This window comes from Prosthecobacter sp. SYSU 5D2 (assembly GCF_039655865.1).
Lineage (GTDB): Bacteria > Verrucomicrobiota > Verrucomicrobiia > Verrucomicrobiales > Verrucomicrobiaceae > Prosthecobacter.
Genome location: NZ_JBBYXL010000002.1, coordinates 256,496 through 277,408, shown reverse-complemented (window position 1 = coordinate 277,408; position 20,913 = coordinate 256,496). Strand labels below are relative to the sequence as shown.

General features: G+C 59.5%; 20 protein-coding genes. 18 read left to right on the top strand and 2 right to left on the bottom strand.

Features of this window, described 5'->3' with window-relative positions:
• The 15 genes from WJU23_RS03875 to WJU23_RS03805 all read left to right on the top strand — a co-directional run bounded on the left by WJU23_RS03875 (position 1) and on the right by WJU23_RS03805 (position 13,424).
• Positions 1-1,359 (top strand): hypothetical protein, encoded by a 1,359-nt coding sequence (locus WJU23_RS03875; protein ID WP_346331221.1) that lies wholly within the window; start codon positions 1-3, stop codon positions 1,357-1,359.
• A gap of 11 nt (positions 1,360-1,370) precedes the next feature.
• Positions 1,371-1,802, top strand: coding sequence for a hypothetical protein (locus WJU23_RS03870; RefSeq protein ID WP_346331220.1), 432 nt, complete (start codon positions 1,371-1,373; stop codon positions 1,800-1,802).
• A 19-nt stretch (positions 1,803-1,821) separates the two neighbouring features.
• Positions 1,822-3,300, top strand: a complete 1,479-nt coding sequence (locus WJU23_RS03865) for a cbb3-type cytochrome c oxidase subunit I (RefSeq protein ID WP_346331219.1) — start codon at positions 1,822-1,824, stop codon at positions 3,298-3,300.
• Positions 3,297-3,983, top strand: a complete 687-nt coding sequence (locus tag WJU23_RS03860; RefSeq protein WP_346331218.1) for a cbb3-type cytochrome c oxidase subunit II — start codon at positions 3,297-3,299, stop codon at positions 3,981-3,983. The genes WJU23_RS03865 and WJU23_RS03860 overlap by 4 nt, the downstream gene beginning before the upstream one ends.
• A gap of 26 nt (positions 3,984-4,009) precedes the next feature.
• On the top strand, positions 4,010-4,753 hold the full coding sequence (locus tag WJU23_RS03855; protein WP_346331217.1) for a c-type cytochrome: 744 nt from the start codon (positions 4,010-4,012) through the stop codon (positions 4,751-4,753).
• A gap of 218 nt (positions 4,754-4,971) precedes the next feature.
• Positions 4,972-6,930 (top strand): cbb3-type cytochrome c oxidase subunit I, encoded by a 1,959-nt coding sequence (locus WJU23_RS03850; RefSeq protein WP_346331216.1) that lies wholly within the window; start codon positions 4,972-4,974, stop codon positions 6,928-6,930.
• Positions 6,931-6,977: 47 nt separating this feature from the next.
• A complete protein-coding gene (locus WJU23_RS03845; protein WP_346331215.1) occupies positions 6,978-8,378 on the top strand; it encodes a cytochrome c oxidase subunit 3 in 1,401 nt (466 codons plus the stop codon).
• Positions 8,379-8,419: 41 nt separating this feature from the next.
• Positions 8,420-8,746: a cytochrome C oxidase subunit IV family protein gene (locus WJU23_RS03840; RefSeq protein ID WP_346331214.1), complete on the top strand. Its 327-nt coding sequence runs from the start codon at positions 8,420-8,422 to the stop codon at positions 8,744-8,746.
• A 19-nt stretch (positions 8,747-8,765) separates the two neighbouring features.
• Positions 8,766-8,972: a hypothetical protein gene (locus WJU23_RS03835; protein ID WP_346331213.1), complete on the top strand. Its 207-nt coding sequence runs from the start codon at positions 8,766-8,768 to the stop codon at positions 8,970-8,972.
• Between the two features lie 22 nt (positions 8,973-8,994).
• Positions 8,995-9,189 (top strand): hypothetical protein, encoded by a 195-nt coding sequence (locus WJU23_RS03830; RefSeq protein ID WP_346331212.1) that lies wholly within the window; start codon positions 8,995-8,997, stop codon positions 9,187-9,189.
• 17 nt (positions 9,190-9,206) lie between these two features.
• Positions 9,207-10,004, top strand: a complete 798-nt coding sequence (locus WJU23_RS03825) for a cytochrome c oxidase subunit II (protein WP_346331211.1) — start codon at positions 9,207-9,209, stop codon at positions 10,002-10,004.
• 236 nt (positions 10,005-10,240) lie between these two features.
• On the top strand, positions 10,241-11,269 hold the full coding sequence (locus WJU23_RS03820; protein ID WP_346331210.1) for a COX15/CtaA family protein: 1,029 nt from the start codon (positions 10,241-10,243) through the stop codon (positions 11,267-11,269).
• 12 nt (positions 11,270-11,281) lie between these two features.
• Positions 11,282-12,226 carry a heme o synthase gene (gene cyoE / locus WJU23_RS03815; protein WP_346331209.1) on the top strand — a complete coding sequence of 315 codons (945 nt, stop codon included), beginning with the start codon at positions 11,282-11,284 and terminating at the stop codon, positions 12,224-12,226.
• A 21-nt stretch (positions 12,227-12,247) separates the two neighbouring features.
• Positions 12,248-12,967, top strand: a complete 720-nt coding sequence (locus WJU23_RS03810; protein WP_346331208.1) for an SCO family protein — start codon at positions 12,248-12,250, stop codon at positions 12,965-12,967.
• 22 nt (positions 12,968-12,989) lie between these two features.
• On the top strand, positions 12,990-13,424 hold the full coding sequence (locus tag WJU23_RS03805) for a DUF420 domain-containing protein (RefSeq protein WP_346331207.1): 435 nt from the start codon (positions 12,990-12,992) through the stop codon (positions 13,422-13,424).
• A gap of 16 nt (positions 13,425-13,440) precedes the next feature.
• Here the strand turns inward: WJU23_RS03805 and WJU23_RS03800 are convergent, their stop codons facing one another.
• Positions 13,441-14,541 carry a sialidase family protein gene (locus tag WJU23_RS03800; RefSeq protein ID WP_346331206.1) on the bottom strand — a complete coding sequence of 367 codons (1,101 nt, stop codon included), beginning with the start codon at positions 14,539-14,541 and terminating at the stop codon, positions 13,441-13,443.
• Positions 14,542-14,635: 94 nt separating this feature from the next.
• Here WJU23_RS03800 and WJU23_RS03795 point away from each other — a divergent pair, with 94 nt between their 5' ends.
• From WJU23_RS03795 to WJU23_RS03785, 3 genes are all read left to right on the top strand, one after another.
• Positions 14,636-16,045, top strand: a complete 1,410-nt coding sequence (locus WJU23_RS03795) for an AAA family ATPase (RefSeq protein WP_346331205.1) — start codon at positions 14,636-14,638, stop codon at positions 16,043-16,045.
• 6 nt (positions 16,046-16,051) lie between these two features.
• Positions 16,052-17,344: a tetratricopeptide repeat protein gene (locus WJU23_RS03790; RefSeq protein ID WP_346331204.1), complete on the top strand. Its 1,293-nt coding sequence runs from the start codon at positions 16,052-16,054 to the stop codon at positions 17,342-17,344.
• Between the two features lie 77 nt (positions 17,345-17,421).
• Entirely contained in the window at positions 17,422-17,781 is a 360-nt protein-coding gene (locus WJU23_RS03785; RefSeq protein WP_346331203.1) for a DUF3592 domain-containing protein, read from the top strand.
• A 1-nt stretch (position 17,782) separates the two neighbouring features.
• On the opposite strand, the gene WJU23_RS03780 is transcribed toward WJU23_RS03785, so the two are convergent.
• The gene (locus tag WJU23_RS03780; RefSeq protein ID WP_346331202.1) at positions 17,783-20,812 is read right to left on the bottom strand and encodes a c-type cytochrome; all 3,030 of its coding nucleotides are present in this window, start codon (positions 20,810-20,812) and stop codon (positions 17,783-17,785) included.
• Between the last annotated feature and the right edge of the window lie 101 nt (positions 20,813-20,913).

Sequence of the window (20,913 nt, the reverse complement as noted above, 5' to 3'; positions counted from 1 at the left end):
ATGAGTCACCACGTCACATTCAACGATCTGCCTGCGGGCGGTGAGAAATTCGAAACCGCCAAGGGCAGCAAGCTCATCGGAGCCTTCGGGGCCGCCGGTGCGCTGGGCCTTCTTGGCTCCGCCTATCTGTTTTTTGCCCAGACGGACGTCTTTGCTTACAGCTGGCTCTTCGCCTTCTTCTTTGCCTTCACCTTTGTGTGCGGCGGCTGTTTCTGGATCCTGCTGCACAGTGCCTCCAACTCTGGTTGGGGCGTGGCCATCCGCCGCCTATGGGAGCAGATGGCCAGCATGGCTTTGATCGTCGGTCTCCTTGGTATTCCTCTGTTGATTCCCCAGGTGCAGTCCCCTCTCTATGAGTGGATGAACCATCACCGCGAGGCGAAGGAACTCCTCATCGCCCATGAGCAGGGCGCTGCAGCCCACGCCGCCCCCGCCACCGAAGGTGACGACCACCATGAGATGCACTCGGTGAAGGACGCACTCCATCACATGTCTCTGGAAAACCCGCATCTGCACATCCTGGTTTCCAAATACGGTTATTTGAATGTGGATTTCTGGCAGGCACGTTTCGTCATCTATTTCCTGATCCTCGGTTACATTGCCTACAGGCTGCGCAAAAAGTCCACAGACCAGGATAAGGATGGTGACATCAAGCACACCATTTCCGCCCGTTCCTTCTCCTGCCGCTGGCTGCTCTTCTTTGCCCTGACGGTCACCTTCGCCGCCGTGGACTGGCTGATGACGCTGGACTACTCCTGGTTCTCCACCATGTGGGGCGTTTACATCTTCGCCGGCTGCGCCTGGGCTTCCATGGCCCTGACGATCCTGCTTGTCACCTGGCTCAAAGGCCTTGGTTACCTGAAGCAGGTTGTCACCGAAGAACATTACCACCTGATGGGCAAGCTGCTCTTCGCCTTCACGGTGTTTTGGGCATACATCGCCTTCAGCCAGTATTTCCTCATCTGGTACGCGAATATCACCGAAGAAACACGCTTCTACCTGACCCGTAACACGGAAGGCTGGCGCTGGGTGTCCATCTTCATCGTGGTCGGCCACTTCATCGGCCCTTTCGTCCTTCTTCTCTCCCAGCCGCGCAAAAAGAATCCCGCTGTGATCTCCGTGGTCTGTCTTTGGATTCTGTTCATGCATCTGGTGGACATCTACTGGAACGTCATTCCTGAGCGCGGTCCTTCCCTGGGCCTTGGCTACTGGGTCGCCGGAGCCTGGATCGGAGACATCGTCGCCCTGCTTGCGGTGGTGGGCACTTCCGGTTTCTTCTTTCTGCGCAGCCTTTCCAAATACAGCCTGTATCCCTGCCGTGACCCGCGCCTGCTGGAGTCCGCCAACGTCACCAACTGATTTTCCACTTCATGTCATCAACCGCTACACCTTCGAAAGCCGGAGCCACCTTCCTTTGGGTGCTGGCCGCGTTTGCGAGTTTCGCCGTGCTGTTTTATCTGATCCAGTCACTGTTTGCCACCCAAGGGGCGGAAGATCCGCGCATCCCTGAGCGTCTGGCCAACAAAGAGGAAATCACCAAGGCGCAGAATGAGATCATCGCCAAAATGGGCCTCAACGACAGCAGCAAAAAAGCCGCCATCTTTGCCAAAACCCTGGAAGGACTGAAGGCCAGGCCGGAAGGCGTCAGCACCCAGGTGGTTCCCGGTTCTCCGACTCAATTGCGGCTCGCTGCCGAGCCGGCACCTGCTGCCATTGCCCCTGCTCCTGCAGGCACAGCTGCTCCAGCAGCACCCGCTCCAACTCCTGCCGCTCCGGCAGCCATACCTGCTCCAGCGAACTGATTTTTTGCCCACGGACCCTATGCAGACCACCCCAGCATCCACGGACACCCAGGCCGACAACCTTCGCCGCGCGGCGATCGACAAGTCGGTTAAAGGCCCGGTGCTCTTCCTCTTCCTGAACGGCGCTTTCTGGCTGATGGCTTCGACCATCCTGGGCGTCCTTGCCGCCATCAAGCAGTTTGCCCCGGATTTCCTCGGTGCCTGCAGCGTGCTTCAATACGGACGGCTCCAGCCCACACACATCAATGCCCTCGTTTATGGCTGGGGTGTTCAGGCCGGTCTCGGTGCCATGCTCTGGATCATGGCCCGCCGCTCCGGCCAAGTGCTTCGCACTGGCAAAAGCGTCCTATACGTGGCCGCCATCTTCTGGAACATCGCCGTGACCATCGGCCTGGTCTGCATCCTTCTCGGCAAAAGCACCTCCATGCAGTGGATGGAAATGCCCGCCTTCATCTGGCCGGTATTGCTCATCAGTTTCCTCGCCTTCGCCTGGCCTATGGTGTTCATGTTTGGCCGCGCGTTCCGTCCGGAAGGTTTCATGGTCAGCACCTGGTATATCCTGGCCGCCTGCTTCTGGTTCCCCTGGATCTTCGTCACTGCCAATGTGGCCCTTCATTGCCTCCCCGGCTTGGGTGCGCTCGGTGCTGGCATCAATGCCTGGTATGTGCATACGATGATCCTGCTGTTCTTCGCCCCGGTGGCCATTGGTGCAGCTTACTACTTCATCCCGAAAGTGACCGGCCAGCCTGTCGCGAGCTACCAGCTCTCGCAGATCGGTTTCTGGCTCCTGGCAGTTCTCGGCGGCTGGACGGGCATGCAACATTACATGGGCGGCCCCCTTCCGGCCTGGATGCCTGCGGTTGGCGCTGCTACGGGCGTGCTGCTTCTGATTCCTGTCGGCGTGGTGGGTCTAAACCATCACCTGACCACGCTGGGCAAGCATAACATGGTGGCCTCCAGCCCGACGCTGCGTTTCGTCTTCTTCGGAGCGCTGTTTTATCCTGTCAGCGGTGCCATCCTGGCCCTGATCTCCAATTTCTCCACGGGTGCCACCCTTCAGTTCACTCAGGCCTGGTATGGCTTCCAGATCGTGGCCGTCTATGGTTTCTTTAGCATGACCATCTTTGGGGCCATCTACTACATCGTCCCCCGCCTGACCGGCTGTGAATGGCTTTCCGTCCGCCTCATCCGCAACCACTTCTGGTTCTCCGTCTATGGCATCGGTGCCATTGTCGTGACCAGCCTCGTCGCCGGTATCCAGCAGGGCGGTGACCTTAACTCCCCTGAAATGTGGGACCAGGACTTCATGCAGCTCGCGCTGAACCTCCGCCCTTACATCATCGCCCGCGCCATCGCCTGGGCACTGATCACTTGGTCCAATGTTTGGTTCCTGATCCATCTCATGCTCATGGTGGCCGGACTTGGTCGCCGCAGTTCCGCCCCGACGCTGCTTGAGCATGATCACGAAGAAGCCCTTCCCCACGCCGCCCACGCATGAGCCAGTTCCGCACGTTTATCCTCGCCCTGATTGCCAGCTTCGGTCTTCCCTGGCTCTTCCTCATCATTGTTCCGACGATCCAGTATCAGGCGCTGTCCCCTGTCCCCTATGACAAAGACCGCGATGGTCTGGAAGGCCAGTATCCGCCTGCACCCATCAACCGTCAGGGCCAGCTCGTCTATGCCCGTGAAGGTTGCGTCCAGTGCCACACGCAGATGATCCGCCCCACCCAGCTTGCCCTGGACGGCTGGCGCAGAGGCTGGGGCATGGACCAAGATGCCCGCCCGCCTGCACCCGTCCGCTCCAATACGCTTCTGGATTATCTGGATGAGCCGTATGCTTTCCTCGGCGTGCAGCGCAACGGTCCCGACCTGACCAACTACGGCTGGCGTGCCCCTGAGCGTGCGCGCATCCACCAGATGCTGTATGCTCCCAAGAGCCTGCATGACTGGTCCAACATGCCTTCCTTTGCCCACCTCTACACGGAGCGTCTGGCTCAGGGGCAGACTTCGGAAAAGGCACTGAAGCTGCACAAGAAATTCGCCGTGAAAGAAGGCTACGAAGTGGTGCCTACCCCAGAAGCGGAAGCCCTGGTGGACTACCTGCTCTCCCTGAAAAAAGACTATCCTGTCCCTGGTGATCCAGCCGCCGTCGCTGCCGCCCCTGCCGCAGCTAAACAGTAACCCCGGAACACTCGAGACCCCCGCCCATGAGCGCTCCTTCCTCCTTCCCCAATCCTGACAGCAATGATCTGGACCGCCTGCACGCAGCGGTGAAGCGTGAAAAATCTGACCAGGAACCCGGTCACGAACCTGCTCCCGTCTGGGTCATCTTCCTGTTCATGATCGTCGCCATCATCGCCGGCGGCCAGCTTGGTCCTATGACGGGCGGTTTCAGTTTCAATGTCAGCAATCCTTTCTCCACCGGCAAGCTCGGCGGTGGCGACCCGCGCCCCGGACAAAACGATGGCGGTGCTGAAGCCGATCCCTTCCAGGTGGCCATGAAAAAGGGTGCTAGCGGTTATGCCGTCTGCGGTGGCTGCCATCAGGGTAGCGGCCTGGGTCTTGCTGGCCAGTATCCGCCGCTAGCAGATTCTGAATGGGTCACCGGAGGCACGGAGCGTCTGATCCGCGTGGTGCAGCACGGTCTGGTCGGCCAGGTCACGGTCAAAGGCCAGAACTACAACTTCCCCGGAGGCATGCAGGGCTTCGGTGCCGCGATGTCTGCAGGCGACCTCGCCAACGTGCTGACCTACATCCGCAATACCTGGGGCAACGAAGGCACGATGATCACCAAAGAAATGGTGGAAAAAGTCCGTGCTGACGAGAAACGTGCCACCCAGTGGACGCAGGCCGAGCTTGAGCCTTTCAAGGACAAAAACGTCCCCGGTGACATTCCTGCCGGCCCCGGTGCAACGGCAGCAGCCGCTCCGGCTGCAGCTCCAGCTCCGTAATTGCGATTTTATCTTTCATGTTCTGCAAATGGCAATCTGATTTCAGCAAGGCTCCCCCGGCAGCCTCTGAAGCCACATTGCCCTCTTTTCAGGATTCTCCCACGGTGAGGGTCCGGTCCCGTCTGGAGCCTCGCTTTTTGTCCTCCATTTTGATCGTCACTCCAACGACTTTCACCGTTTCTGACACGTAGTCTTCCCGGTCCCTTTTCATTCAATCTATGAGCGCCGCCGCCACCACCCACGATCACTCCCATGGAGCCGATCATGCGCATGATCACCACGACGAGCCGGGATTCCTCGGCAAGTATATCTTCTCCTGTGACCACAAGGTCATCGGCATCCAGTATGGCCTGAGCGGCCTGCTGTTCCTTCTGCTGGGTTTCTTCCTCATGCTCCTCATGCGCTGGAGCATCGCCTTCCCCGGCGAGACCGTGCCAGGGCTGCTGTTTGTGGAGAGCCTGCCGGTCATCGGACCTTTCTTTCATGACGCCATCGGCCGTTGGGCACCGGGCGGCATCGTGAACGGCGAGTTATACAACATGCTCGGTGCCATGCACGGTACCATCATGGTTTTCCTGGGCATTGTGCCCCTGGGTTTTGCCGGGTTTGTGAACTTCGTCATGCCGCTGCAGATCGGCACGATTGATATGGCCTTCCCGAAACTGAACATGTGGAGCTTCTGGCTCTTCTTCATCAGCGGCGTGATGATGATTGCCAGCTTCTTTGTCGGCACGGGTTCGGTGCAGACAGGCTGGACGATGTATTCCCCCCTGGCCTCCACGACGACTCTCGCAGTGACCAATGTCTGGATGCACGGCCACACCTGGTGGCTCCTGGCCATGGTGTTTAACATTTCCGCATCCCTGCTTGGTTCCGTCAACGTCATCACGACGGTGATCAACCTGCGCGCCAAAGGCATGACCTGGATGCGCATGCCGTTCTTCTGCTGGGCCATGTTCGTGACCAGCTTCCTGCTTCTTCTGGCCTTCCCTCCTCTGGAAGTCGCCGCCCTGCTTCAGCTTGTGGACCGTGTCTTCGGTGCCAGCTTCTTCCTCCCGACCGGCCTCATGGAAGGCGGCCAGCACTTGGACATCTCCGGTGGCGGCTCTCCTTTGCTTTACCAGCACCTTTTCTGGTTCCTGGCCCACCCTGAGGTGTACGTGCTTATTCTTCCGGCCTTCGCCATCCTGGCGGAAGTCATCCCGGCGAACACCCGCCGCCCTCTCTGGGGCTACAAGTCCATGGTGTATGCCGCGCTGACCCTCGGTTTCCTCAGCTTCCTGGTCTGGGCCCACCACATGTATCTGACCGGCATGGGCACGATGATGTCCACCTACTTCCAGATCACCACGGTGCTCATTTCCGTCCCTTCCGTCATCCTTCTGACCGGTCTAATGATCTCCCTTTGGGGCGGCTCCATCCGCTTCACCCCGCAGATGCTTTTCGCATCTGCTTTCCTGCCCATGTTCGGCATCGGCGGTCTGACCGGTCTGCCTCTGGCTTTCACCTTCATTGATCTGGCCCTGCACGATACGTATTACGTCATCGGTCACTTCCATTATGTGGTGGCTCCCGGCACCATCTTTGCCCTCTTTGCCGGCATTTATCACTGGTATCCAAAGATCACCGGCCGCTTCATGAGCGACTTCCTGGGCAAGCTGCACTTCTGGCCTTCCCTGCTCGGCATGAACCTCATCTTTGCCCCGATGTTCATCCAGGGCATGGGCGGCTTCCACCGCCGCTGGTATGACGGTGGCAAATACTTCGAGCAGACCAGCAGTGCCTCCAACTGGGTGACAGAACTCACTTCCTGGACCTTCGGCCTCGTTGGCATGGATGTGCCTAACAACCTCCTGGGCCTGAACGTCCTCATGTCTGTCGGCGCTTTCATCCTCGCCCTCGGCCAGGTGCCATTCATCCTGAACGTCTTCCTCAGCATCAAGGGCGGCCGTAAAGCCAACAGCGACAACCCATGGCACTGCACGACGCTGGAGTGGGCCACGCCAACACCGCCTCCGCACGGCAACTTCACCTTTGAGCCGGTCGTCGTCCGCGGTCCTTATGAATACAGCGTTCCCGCCTGCTCCCAGGACTACCTGCCGCAGTGGGAAACCGAGCCCGGCAAAGCTGCTGTGGCCGCTGCCTCCCCGACTCCTGCCCCGGTTGCTCATCATTGATCCGAGCCCAGCCCTGAGACCCGAAACCTGAGCACCTCCCTTTCGCAATGGACATCCCCTATACCGTCACCGCCCGCCCCGATACGGGCCTCTACAATGCCAAGGTCGGCATCTGGCTCTTCCTCGCCTCCGAGGTGATGCTCTTCGGCGGCCTTTTTTCCTCCTACATCTTCCTGCGTGTGGGGGCGGACTACCACTGGCCGGTTCATGAGCTGGCTGTCGCACCGGGATTCATCAACACCCTGGTGCTCATCTTCTCCTCCGTGACGGTGCTTCTCGCGTGGGCCAACCTGAAACTGCGCAACATCGCCAAGTTCAGGGCTTATCTGGCCATTACCATCCTCTGCGCCCTGGCTTTCATGGGCATCAAGAGCTACGAGTATTACGGCAAGTTCACTCACTACGCAGTCAAGCTGACCGACGGCACCTTCCTCACCGGCCACCTTCCGCAAGGTTATGAAATCACCTTTGGCGAAGCCACTGAGTTCACCCTGACCATCGCTGGCGAAAACAAGGCGATTGATGCCGATCCTGAAGACTACGTCCTCCCTTACATCCAGGGCGAGGCCCCCACCTTCAAACTGGCCTCCGGTGAAGAGCTTTCCCTGAGCGACTTCGGTGCTTTCCGCAAAAAGACAGTGAAAGCTGCTGAAGAAGCCCTTGAGAAAAGGAAACAGGCTCTCCGCGACCAGGGCAAGGACCGGGAAGCCCAGAAGATGAACATCGTGGCTGACACTACGGTCAAGCTCACCGCCAGCCAGCCGGTCACTTTCAAGGTCAAACCATCCAAGCTTCTCGGTTACTCCGCCAGCTCCATCACCTTTGCCGATGGCACCACCGCCACGGGAAAGCTGCTGGATGACAAAATGGTCATTGATGTGGACGGAGTGGACCTCCGCTCCGTGCCCGATGCGGAAAACTCCCTCGCCTGGAGCAGCCAGTATCTGGGTGAAGGCTGGAAACAGGAATTCATCTCCACCCGCGACCACGCCAAGGCTACGTTCAAGAAGGACTATCCGAACCGTGACCCGCTGAAGAGTGCTACCCACCAGAAGGAATCCTTTTTCCTGCATATCAAATCCGCCACACCGCCAGCCGCCCACGCTGAGGGGGAACACAAAGCGGAAGCGGCTGCCGGTCACGCCGAAGATCATGGTGACCATGGCCACCATCCGCAGGTGACCCTTGAGAAAAAAGACATCGCCTTCTTCTCCAACTATACACCGAAACTGAATACCTACTACGCCATCTACTTCACCCTCACGGGTCTGCACGGCCTGCACGTGGTGGCGGGTGCCCTGGTTCTGACCTATTTCCTCCTGTTTGATGGCAAGATGCTCCGCAACGACCCTGAGCGCTTGGCCAACCGTGTCGAAGTCGGCGGCCTCTTCTGGCACTTTGTGGACTTGGTCTGGATCTTCCTGTTCCCGCTGCTTTATCTCCTCTAACCGCCGGTTGTTCCCCTCTCACCTTTTTTCCCTCACCGCATATGGCAGACAGTCACGAAGAAATTCACAAGTCAATTAAGAGGATCAAGATCATCGGCTTGGTGCTGGCCTTTTTCACGATCGTCACGGTATGGCTTTCCACGGTGGAACTGCCCACGCACAGCCTGAACATCCTGGTGGGCATGATCGTGGCCACCTTCAAGGCGGGCTTGGTGGCGCTGATCTTCATGCACTTGAATCACGAGGCCAAGCTGATTTACAAGATCCTCGCTTTCACCGCTGCATTTGCCATCGCGCTGTTCTTTCTGTTCGTATTCTCTGCCAGTGATCCGCTGGTCTTCCCCGGATTTTACGAAAGCAACCAGTAACCCCTTCCCCCCACCGGCCATGTCTCTCAAGCACTTCCACATCGTCTTCCTTTTCTTCGCCATTCTGAGCGATCTTGGGTTCTGGCTGTGGACGCGCATGCTGCCTGAGCAGGCGGCTGCTCTGGGAGTCGCCGGTCTGGGATCCTTCGCCGGCTGGCTGAGCATCGTCATGACGGCCTACCTTGTCTGGTATATCGTAAAAAAGAGCCGCACCATTATTGTTTGACTTCCTTTCCCTTTCCACCGCCATGAACGCCCATCTTTTCCAGCTCGCCTGCGCCACCTGCCGTCCGGACCCGGGCAGTGTCATGGCCCAGGCTCAGGATCTGGCGGTGCTGGTGATGCTAGGCTTTCTGGTCATTGGCATGGGTGCCGTGGGCCTCATTTTCTTTAACTTCGCGCGCAAACAAAGCCGTCTTCCCGCAGACGTGCCTCTTCAATAATCTCCCCCGAATCACTCATGAGCGTCTCTGACATCAATACCTGGATTGGCATCACCGAAAACGCCTCCGAACACGGCGGTCTCCTGGACCACATGCTCGGCTTTGTGCACTGGTTCATGCTGGCCCTCTTCATCGGCTGGTCCATTTTCCTGATCATCGCCTTCACGCGTTTCCGTCAGAGCAAGAACCCCAAAGCCGATTACCATGGCGTGCGCGGCCATGCCTCCACCCACATTGAGATCGGCGTGGTCGTCGTGGAAGCCATCCTCCTCCTCGGTTTCGCCTTCCCCCTCTGGTCCCATCAGGCCGATGACTTCCCGACCAGCCCGGACACCATCAAAATCCGCGCCATGGGCGAAAAATTCCTCTGGAACTTCCAGTATCCCGGCGACGACCTCATGCTCAGCACCTGGGACATGCGCAGCATCGCCCCCACCAACGTCACTGGTCGTGATCTGCTGGACCCGAACGGCAAGGATGACTTCATCAACCCTGGCACCATGAAGCTCCCCCTTGGTCGTCCTGTGATCGTGGACGTGGCCAGCAAGGACGTCATTCACAACCTGGCCATTGTTCCCATGCGTGCCGCTCAGGACGCTATCCCTGGCGTGAAGGCCCACATGTGGTTCAAGCCTGTCAAGGAAGGTACCTGGGACATCATCTGCGGCCAGCTCTGCGGCCCAGGCCATGCCCAGATGAAGGCCAACCTGGAAGTCGTTCCTGGCCCCGAGTTTGATGAGTGGGCAAAGGAACAATCCGCCGCCGCCGCCGCGAAATCTGCCGCCACCCTGAACGCCCCGGTCGCCGCCAATTAAATTGATTTCCCTGTTCAGCTTTTAACCGGGATGTCCCGCTTCTGAACAGGGAGCGGGACATTTTTTTGGTCTCGCTAATCCCAATTCCAACCATTTTTTGAACCGCTATTGCCCAGAAATACGCACTAATATATTTCTGAACTCTCACATTAGTGGCCATTGCCGGGCATTAGTGGTTCAAAAATTTCTTCGCACCGAAGACTGAAAACTGCACACCGAAGACTGCTCCCCGCTCCATGATCTGGACCCGCTTCCAACGCCTTGCCCTCATCGCCTTCATCACCGTGGAGGTGCTGATCTTTGTGGGTGCCGTGGTGCGGGCGACTGGATCTGGGCTGGGCTGCCCGGACTGGCCGTTCTGCTACGGCTGCCTGGTGCCGCCGACGAATGCGGCGGACATTGATTTTGACAAGATTGACCTGGAAAAGTTCCGTACCAAAGCTGCCCGTTTTGGGCGGGATCCCGCCAGCATCACTCCGGAGACTTTGCGGGCGGAGTTTGATCCAGTCGCCACCTGGATTGAATACATTAACCGCCTGACCAGCCTGCCGGTGGGCCTGGCCATGCTGCTGCTCTTTTTCGCGTCCTTTGGCCAGATCCGCCTGCGGCGAAAACGGGTCTTCGTCGCTTCCGTCGCCGCATTCATCCTGGTATTGGTGAATGCCTGGCTGGGCGCGCGGGTCGTCTTCAGCGGGCTTAAACCAGGCATCATCACCCTGCACATGGCCCTGGCCATTCTGCTGCAGTGCGTGCTCGTTTACACCGCCTGGCGGGCCAATGACCGGCCCTGGCGGCTGGTCTGGAAAACTGGCCCGGTTCCCGTCCTGCGCGGGCTGGCCTGGGTGCTGTTTTCCCTCATCGTCATTGAGGGTGTCATGGGCTCCCAAGTGCGCGAGCTGACGGATCACCTGGCGCACACGCATGCCGGCGAGCCGCGCTCCCAATGGGTGGTGGAGCTGGAGCAAAGCTGGGTGTACCTCGTCCACCGCAGTTTCTCCTGGCTCATCCTCGGCGCAGGCATCCTTTTCCTGCATCTCAGCCGCCGTCACCTCGTCCGCGCCGCCTGGCTGGAGTGGAGCATCTTCGGTCTCATCTTCAGCCAGATGGTGCTCGGCATCGTCCTGGCGCATGTCGGCATTGTCGGCATCGCTCAGGTGCTGCATATCGGGCTCTCCTCGCTCCTAGTCAGCGCCCTTTACCTCTGGTTGCTTGGTGCGTCAGGAAAGACCGCACCTGCCCCTGGCGAAATGCTGCCAGCGCGTTAATCTATGCTCCCCATGTCCGAAAGCTCCAGCCCCGCCGCAGATCCCGTCTCCAAAACCTGGAGCATGAACGATCTGCTGGTGCTGACGAAGTTCCGCCTCAGCGCCCTGGTCGTCGTCACCACCTTTGTCGGCTTCTGGCTGCGCGCCGGTGCGGGCCTGGATGGCTGGCTGCTTTTCCACACCATCCTGGGCAGCAGCCTGGCCGCCTTTGGGGCTGCGGTTTTTAACCAGCTCATGGAGATCGAGCCCGATTCCCGCATGCTGCGCACGGCGGACCGCCCCCTGCCCTCCGGCCGCATCAGCCCCAGCGCCGCCTTTGCCATCGGCTGGCTGCTCAGCGCCTTTGCCCTGATCCACCTCGTTGCCAAGGTGAACTTCGAAGCCGCCGCCCTCACCGCCCTGACCCTGGCCACCTATCTTTTCATCTACACCCCGCTGAAAAAACAGTCGCCCACGAACACCCTCGTCGGTGCCGTCTCGGGTGCGCTGCCACCGCTCATCGGCTGGGCCGGAGCCGCAGGCCAGCTTCCGCGTAACGAAGCCTACGTCCGGCTGGAACTTCTGCTGGAGCCAGGAGCCATCTACCTTTTTGCCCTGCTCTTCCTCTGGCAGCTCCCGCACTTCTTGGCCATCAACTGGATGTATCGCGACGAATACCGCCGGGGCGGATTTGTCATGCTGGCCAATGACGATGAAGCCGGCGTGCGCACTTCCAAGCATGCCCTGGCCTACGCCATCGCCACCCTGCTGCTGATGTTTTACCCCGTCATCATGGGCCTCGTCGTCACCTGGATCTTCCTGCCGCTGGCGCTGGCCCTGGCCGGCTGGCTGTGCAAGCTGGCACTGGATTTCCAAAAAGCACCGGAGCGCGCCACCGCCCGCAAACTCTTCTTCTGCACCCTGATGTACCTCCCGGGCATCCTGCTCGTATCCAGTCTGGCGTGGAAACGCGCCTAGCCATTTATTTTCCACCCAACCATGTCCGACCAGCCTGCTCCTGACCCCAAACCCAATCTGACCCCCTGGGCCATCTGGATTCCTATCATCGTTGCCGTACTCGGCATTGTGGTGTTTTATAATTACCTGCTGGCCATGAAACAGCAGGCCGCCAGCGAGGAAAAGGACCGCCCGGCCATCCTGGGACGCCTGGAGGACGATTTGACGCTGACGGAACGCACGGGCAAAACCGTGCATCTGAATGATCTGCGTGGAAAGATCATCCTGGCCTCCTGGGTCTATACCCGCTGCCCGCGCGGGTGTGCAGGCGTCATCGCCAAGCTGAAAAAGCTTCAGGAGGAATATCGGGGTAATCCGAACATCCATTTTGTCTCCTTCACCCTGGACCCGGATGACACGCCGGAAATGATGGCCCAATTTGCCAGCGGCATTGATGTGAAGGAAACCGACCCCTGGTGGTTTGTGCAGGGGGACAAGGAAGAGGTCCGCAGCTACCTGACCCAGTTCCTGAAATTCCGTCCGGTGCAGGATCTGCCGGAAAAGGACCGCCTTTCTCCGGATGACAAATACATCCACGACCTCCGCGTGGCCCTGGTGGATCACCAAGGCCACCTGCGCGGCACGCTGTATGACCTCATGAATGCGGACCCGCAGTTCGCCGAGCATTTTGATGAACAGCTCCGCAAGGACCTGAACTTCATCCTCAAGGAGAAGCAGAAGGACAACGAACAGGCCCCTTAACCCCCGCTTTGCCGCTCCCCCAATGACTGTTTACGACCTGCCCAAGCTTTACACGATTTTTAATGCCTGTGCCCTGCTGCACATCATCATCGGCCTGGTGCTGATCAAGATGAACCGGCAGAAGGGGCACATCGTCTGCATGACGATTGCGCTGCTGTTTTCCACTGCCTTCCTGGGCTGCTACCTGTATTACCATTACAATGCCGGGCATGTGCAGTTTGCCGGCACGGGGCTCTCCCGTCCGATTTATTTCACCATTCTGCTGACCCACATCCCGCTCGCGGTGGTGAACGTGGTGCTGATCATCATGACGGTCATCCCGGCCCTGCGCCGCCGCTATGACAAGCACAAGCGCATGGCCAAATGGAGCGTGCCCATCTGGCTTTATGTCTCTTTCACCGGCATCATCATCTACCTGATGTGCTACGAGTGGTATGGCCCACCGATCCGGCCCTGAAGTTCCGCGACATCCCTCACTTCAGAGAGTCAAGCCCCACCCGGCGGATGCGCAGGCGGTTCAGGCCGCCGATCTTGGAATCCCCGGCGCAGTAGGCCAGAAGGACCGCGTCTTTGACGTAATGGATGGCCGTGTAGCAATACCAGCCATCCGGGTCGGATTCGAGAAGCTTTTGGTTAGACCATGTCTTGCCACCGTCGCTTGAAAGCGCCAACACCAGGGGCGTGCGTTTCTTTTCCACCATGGGGTGGTCGCCGCTGTGATCGTTCCACACGCACAGCAGGTCATCGCTGCCGGGCAGCCGCTCGATGCTGGCCGGGGAGGTGGGGGACTTCAGCGGCCCGGCCACTACAGGAGTCCAGGTCTGGCCACGGTCCGTGGAGCGGCTTTCATACTGCACGCCCTGGTCTGTGCGGAAGAAGCTCAGCAGGGATGCGTCCGCCAGTTCCACGATGCCCGGCTCCTGAAGCCCGGTGCGCGTGGCAGGCACCGGCAGCGCCAGCCATTGCGGCGCTTCTTTCCAGGTGGCCCCGTCATCGTCAGAAACCACCCACAGCGCGATGGCGCGTCCGTCGAAAGACTTGCTGGTATCCGGGTCTGTATTGCGTGCGCGATGTGAGGCGACGGGAGCGATGAGCCGCCCGCTGCTGTGCTGGATCACGCGGTCGTTGTTCAGGACAAAGTAACCCGGTGCCTCCAGCATGCGCACGGGCTCGCTCCAGGTCTGCGCTTCATCATCGCTGAAACGCACATGCGGGCGGCAGTCCAGCCAGGTGTTTTTCAAAAGATAAAACAGCGCGATGCGGCCGCTTTTCAGCCGCAGCAGGGAGACGCTCATCACATTGGCCCCGCCTGCATTTTCCAGGATGGTGCGCGCCTGGGTATCCCAGGTGCGGCCTTCATCATCGCTCTGGATGGAGACGAGCCGCGCTGCGCTGTGGTCGGATGCGCCGCCATAAAATTGCGTGTAGATATAAAGGATCCGCCCCGACTTCAGGGTGATGAAAGAGCCTTCCGAATTGCGCGGAAACTCCGGGCTGGGCTCGATGTTCAAGACAACATCATTTGCGGCGGCTTGAAACTGAAACAGCAGGAGCAGGGCGAAGATAAAACGCATGGGCTACCTACGCAGGAAAAAGCCGCGCCCCTTCATGCGATTGAGGTGATAAAATCCCTTGCGCCGACCTGTCTCGCACGCTGGGTTCACTGGCATGGCCCAAAACCTTGATGCCCTCCGTCTGGCACTGCAACATTCCCCCGATAATGTGCCGCTGCTGCTCCTGTATGCAGCGGGCTGCATGGAAGAAATGATGCATGACGAGGCGGAACAGGCCTACACGACCGCGCTGAAAAGCGATGCCTCACATCCGGAGGCACGCGCGGGTCTGGCCCAGGTGGCGTTTCTTCAAGGCCGCCTGTCTGAGGCCGCTGTGCGGGCCGAGCAGCTCATCGCTGAAAAGCCTGACTATGCCCCCGGTTACCTGCTGCTGGCACGCATCTTCGTCACCGAAGGGGAGATGCCACGCGCCCGCAGCTTGTATGACAAAGCGCTGTCCTTGAACAAATCCCTCTCCGATCCCGGCCTGGAAAAATCCCTTCAAAACATCAAACCCGGCGGCGATGAAACCGGCGGCCGCAAGCGCGCAGGTGTCACCTCAAGCGGCAGCTTTTTGGAAGCCTCCGACGATGACGAGGATGATGACGACGACGGCCATCCGCTCGGCGGCGCCGCCTTTGACCTGGGCCTGGCGGACTTTGAAAAACCCAAGCTGAACTTCTCTCACGTCGGCGGCATGGACGCGCTGAAGGAGGAGATCCGCATGAAGATCATCTATCCGCTTCAACATGCGGAACTGTTCAAAGCCTACGATAAAAAAGTGGGTGGCGGCGTCCTTCTCTACGGCCCTCCCGGTGTGGGCAAGACGCTCATCAGCAAGGCTACCGCCGGGGAGATCCAGGCCAACTTTATCGCCCTGGGTCTGCACCAGATCCTGGACATGTGGATCGGCAATTCCGAGAAGCACATGCACGAGGTCTTTGAACTCGCCCGCAAAAACGCGCCCTGCGTTTTGTTTTTCGATGAAGTGGATGCCCTGGCCGCCGACCGGCGGGATCTGCGGCAGAGTGCGGGGCGGAATTTGATCAACCAGTTCCTCTCCGAAATGGATGGCGCGGATTCCCAAAACGACGGCGTGCTGATTCTCGGGGCGACCAATGCTCCCTGGCACATTGACCCCGCCTTCCGCCGCCCAGGCCGGTTTGACCGCACGCTGTTTGTGCCGCCGCCGGATGAGGCCGGCCGCTCCGCCATCATCGAGGTGATGGCGCAGAAGAAACCCATCGGCGAGCTGGACCCGCGTGCGCTGGCCCGGAAGACCCCGGACTTTTCAGGCGCAGATTTGAAGGCCGTTTTTGACATCGCTACCGAGGATGTCCTGACCGGTGCCATGCGCACCGGCAAGGTGGTGCCGCTGACGACCAAGGACCTCATCAAGGCCGCAGGCAATCATAAACCGACCACCAAGGCCTGGTTCGAAAGCGCGAAAAACTACGCCATGTATTCCAACCAGAGCGGCTTCTATGATGACGTGCTGAAGTACCTGGGCCTCATCAAACGCTGAAGCGCCATGTCTGATCTCGATTACACCAGCGCCAGCGCCCACTTCGCCCGAGGGCGTCTCTTGCAGACGCAGCACCGGCTGAAGGATGCCATCCAGTGTTATAAACAGGCGCTGGAGCTGGATCCTGAACACACTCCCAGTTATGTCATGCTGGCGCTCTGCTGGCTGAATGAGGAAAGCACAGCCGCCAGTGCCGTGGATTCCGCCCAGCGCGCCGTGGCCCTGGAGCCGGAGGATGCCTTCGCACGCGGTGTCCTGGCGCTGGCCATGAACGCCCGCGCCAAGGACGGCCAGAAGGCCGAGATCCAGGCCGCTCTGAAACAGGCCGAGGAGGCCGTGGGCCTGGACCCGGACAGCGAATTCGCCCATGCAGTGACAGGCAGCCTGCACCTGCGCCTGCGGGATTATCCGAAAGCCGAGGCTTCTGCGCGCAAAGCTCTGGAACTGGACACCGAAAGCACCATGGCAGCTGAAGTCCTCTCCGCCGCGCTACTGATGCAGAAGAAAGATGGCGACCACAAGAGCCTCATTGATTACCAGCTCCAGCGCAACCCGGACGACGACAGCGCCCACACCAGCGCCGGCTGGCAGGCCCTCATGGAAGGCGACCACAAGCGCGCCAACCAGCATTTCATGGAGGCACTGCGCCTCAGCCCCAACAGTGAAAATGCCCGTATGGGCCTGGTGGAATCCTTCCGCGCCCGCTCCTCCATCTACCGCCTGCAACTGCGCTTCACCCACTGGATGAACCAGTTTACTGAAGGGCGGCAGACCATGATCATGGTGGGCGGTTTTGTGGCCTATCGTGTGCTCAGCACCTTGCTGCAGGATGTGTCCCCTATCCTCAGCTCGCTGCTTATCGGAGCCTGGCTCATCTTTGCCCTGTGGTCGCACCTGGTGCGCGGGTTCAGCTCCTTTTTCATCGTTATGGACCGCTTCGCCAGACAGGCATTGCGTCCCCGTGAATACTGGGAAGGCGTGGTCGTCGGCGGTCTCATCTTTGCCTCCTTGGGCTGTGTCGTTCTAGGTTATATATGGGACGTTGAGGAGAGCGGTTACGCTGCGCTGGTCATGCTGCTGGCCGCCGTGGCCAATGCTGCCGCCTTCACGAATGACCATCACCTGGGCCGTCATCTGTATGCCATCGCCGCCGGCATTGCCGGTTTCGGCGCCGTGTATGTCACCACCGCCATCTTCAGCGACCTGGCCCTACCCTCCGCGTCTCTTCTCGGCCTCATCGCCCTGTTAACCGGCGTCATCATTAGCTGGCTGCGCCCATTGAGGGTGCTGTATGCCTGAATAGCGCAATGGAAATGTGCCGTCTTGTCTGTCTAGGAGCGATGGACTAGAATACCAGACTAACTAACTTTAACGTTATGACCGGAATTGCACTGACTGTCCTTGTCTCCCTGGCCATCCTGGCATTGGTTGTTTATCAGCTCGTCTCGCGCGGCCTGCAGATGCGCGAGCTGTGTGACCACGGCATCGAAACCACCGGCATTGTCACGAGCAAGCGGCGGACCAGCGTCCGCCAGGGCCGGACGGAAAAGCTGGCGTATGAATACCTGGACCAAGCCGGCCAGCCCCACAGCCACACCTCCGTCGTGTCCATATCGGTGTACCAGGACCATCCAGAGGGACAGCCCATCCAGGTGGTCTATTCGTCCAGGCAGCCGCAAATCAGCGCGCCGCTCTATCTGGTGGAACTGTCCCGCAAGGCTTTAAACCGCGCTTGAATCACTGCACCCGCATCAGGTAGGCAAAGAAATCCTTCAAATCGGCATCGCTCATGCCGGTGGTGAGTGCCTCAGGCATCAAGGAGACGGGAGAGGCCTCGAGCTTCTCAATCTCAGGCTGTTTCACGGGGATCTTGTTCCCGGCGATGTCCTTCAGCACAATGCCGCTGGCGTCCTGGGCATCCATGATGCCGGTGAGCATCTGGCCGTTCTTGAGCTTCACAATGTAATTGCCGAATCCCTCGCGGATCTCCAGGCTGGGGTTGAAGATGTTGTCCAGCCAGAAGTCCACATTGCCCCGGTCATAACCGGTGAGGTCGGGGCCGATGATGTTGCCTTCCCCGAACAGCTTGTGGCAGATGGCGCAGCGCGCGGCGAACTGGAGCTTGCCCTTTTCAGCATCGCCGAGGCCGGTTTTCAGCACGGCTTTGATGCGCTCCATTTCCTTTGTCTTGGCCTCGGTGGGACCGGTGGCCAGCAGGCCTTTCCAATGACGGTCAATGCTGGCATCCAGCTCCGGGTCTTTGTAGAGGCTAAGCTGGCGCACGGTATCAATGTTGAAGTGCTTGGCGGGCACCTTCCATTCGTTGACAAAAAAGGCCAGCAGCAGCGCCCACTCTTTACGGCTGGCCAGCACGCGCAGCGCGTCTTCACGCAACGCCACATCGCCGGCGATGCGCGCCTCCCACCCCTCGAGGATGACCTGAGGGATGCGTTTGTCTTCAAACTTGGCTGCCGCCTGCAGGATGCCGCGCTTCAGGCTGGGCGCGGTGGCGCTGTTTTTCAGGATGGCCACCATGGGCTCCACAGCCTCCTGTTTACCCAGCTCCGCCAGAGTCTTCGCGATGGCGATGCGCTGCGCATTCGTGGCCTTACTGTCGGCCAGCAGCTTGAGGCCCTGTTTCAAAGCATCCTCACTGCCGGTGCGCAGCGCCAGGGTCAGGTCACCGCCGGACTGCTTCATCAAATAATCCTTCAGAGCATTGGACAGCGCATCCGGCAGAGGCGGCATTTCAGCCCCTTCAAAAGCGGTGGCGATCCCGGCAATCACTTGCGCCCGCGTCTTTGCATCCGTGGCCAGGGCCAGCAAGTCCGCACAGGATTCAAAGTTCTCCGTGCCACCAGCCATGGCGTAACGGCGGGCCAGTTTCTCAGCAAGGTGATCGCGGAAAACGGATGTCTTCAGAAAAGCAGGATCGGATTTAAAGAAAGCGAAGACAGCGTCGCGCTGCTTTTCTGCCTTGGACTCCAGCGCCCACCAGGCCAGCAACGGGATGTGGCCACTGATGTCTTCCTCCCCATGCGCGCTCCACAGGAGAGGCAGGCCGGCGGCCGGAAGCCTCTTCGCTGAAGCGAGGATCTGCGCACGGACTTCCAGATGCTGCTCAGTCTTGGCAAGCCGGACCAGCGCTTCAGAGGCACGGCGTTGTTCGCCGATGATCTTCACCGCCCAGCGACGGATGTAAGGGTCGCCATGACCTAACAAGGAATCCACCAATTCATCATCCGCAGCGCCCAGCATGTCCAGGGTCCAGAGAGCATCCAGGGCGTGCGCATCCGTCCCTTTGGCCAGGGCGACGAGAGGTTCTTTGAGTTCGATCAGCCCCCGCCACCCGATCTCCAAAGCCGCCTGCTTGCGGAACCACTCATTGGCATGGCTCAGATAACCAAACAATTCGTTAGGCGCAGCTTTACCCAGATCAAACGGCTTCAGCTCAGGCACGCCTGCCGCCGGGCGCACACGGTAGATGCGGCCGCTGGTCTTATGCCAGTCGTCAACCGGGCTCACGTGACTGAGGCGGGTGTCATACCAATCGGCCATGTAGAAACCACCATCCGGGCCGACGCCTGCCCACACCGGGCGGAACCAGCGGTCCGGGGAGCTCATCAGGTTTTCCTCATCCTTGGTGCGGAAGGTTGATCCATCAGGAAAAAGCTCGCTCACATAAACAACATTCGCCAAGGAGTTTGGCGCGATGATCTTGCCCTCGTAGGCGGAACCGAGAAGACCACCTTCATAGATGGTGAAGGCCTGGGGGAAGCGCTTGTTATCGCCTTCATGCTGCATGTGGACGAACCAGCCAAAGGCATAGGGATTGGTCAGCGGGCCGTGTTTGCCCCAGCCTTTGATGCCATAGCTTCCCTGCTCATAATGCATACCGCGCGTGTTGCCGTTGTTGGTGCCGGAGAACACGCGGCCTTTGCTGTCCATGTCCAGGCTGAAGGTGTTGCCACCGCCTTCGGCATAAATTTCAAAGGTCTTGTTCTTCGGGTGATAACGCCAGATGCACTGCCCCTCCCACTTCACATCTTTGGTATTGGCGCTGCTCACCTTGCCCGTCGTGGTGCTGCCGTTGGCCCCGTAAAGCCAGCCGTCCATGCCCCACATGAGGCTGGTGGCCACGCTGTGAGTATCTTCCAAACCAAAGCCGCTCAGCTCCACCACCGGGCCCCCTTCCGGGATGCCATCCTGGTCTGCATCGGCATAGCTCAGCAGGTAAGGCGGATTCAGCACCCAGATGCGGCTCATGCCGTGCAGCGCTGCGCTGGCGATGTTCAGGCCCGTGATCACATCCGTATGCTTGTCAAAAGCACCGTCGCCGTCCGTGTCTTCAAACACGGTGATCTTGTCCGCCCCCTTTTCACCACGCGGCGGCGGCAGCGGCACCTTGTCAAATTTCGCGCGCAGGTGCTGGTCGTAGCTGACGATTTTCAGCCCCGCCGGAAACTGATACTGGATGTATTGCGTCACCCACATGCGCCCCTTGGAATCCCAGCTCGCATACAGCGGCTGCTGCACCGCCGGCTCCGCCGCCATGAGATCCACTGCGACATCGTTGCGCTTGATAAAACCCTTCACTGCTTCCAGGGGCGGTGTGGGCGGCGTGTCATCCGCCATCACGCCCCGGCCCTGGCGTGTCTCGATGATTTTTTGCACCGCCTCATTGCCAGCAACTGCCGGAGGCGTCTGCGCATGAAGCGGCAGCGTCAGGCCGAGTAAAACAGGGAGAAGGGAGCGGTCGAATGTCATCGGAGATAAAACAGGTTAACGAAGCAGGTTTCCAGCAAGCTTGTGGCGCATAGGCGTATTCCTGTGACTTTGGACGTAGAGACGGGATGGGGGTGCAAGGG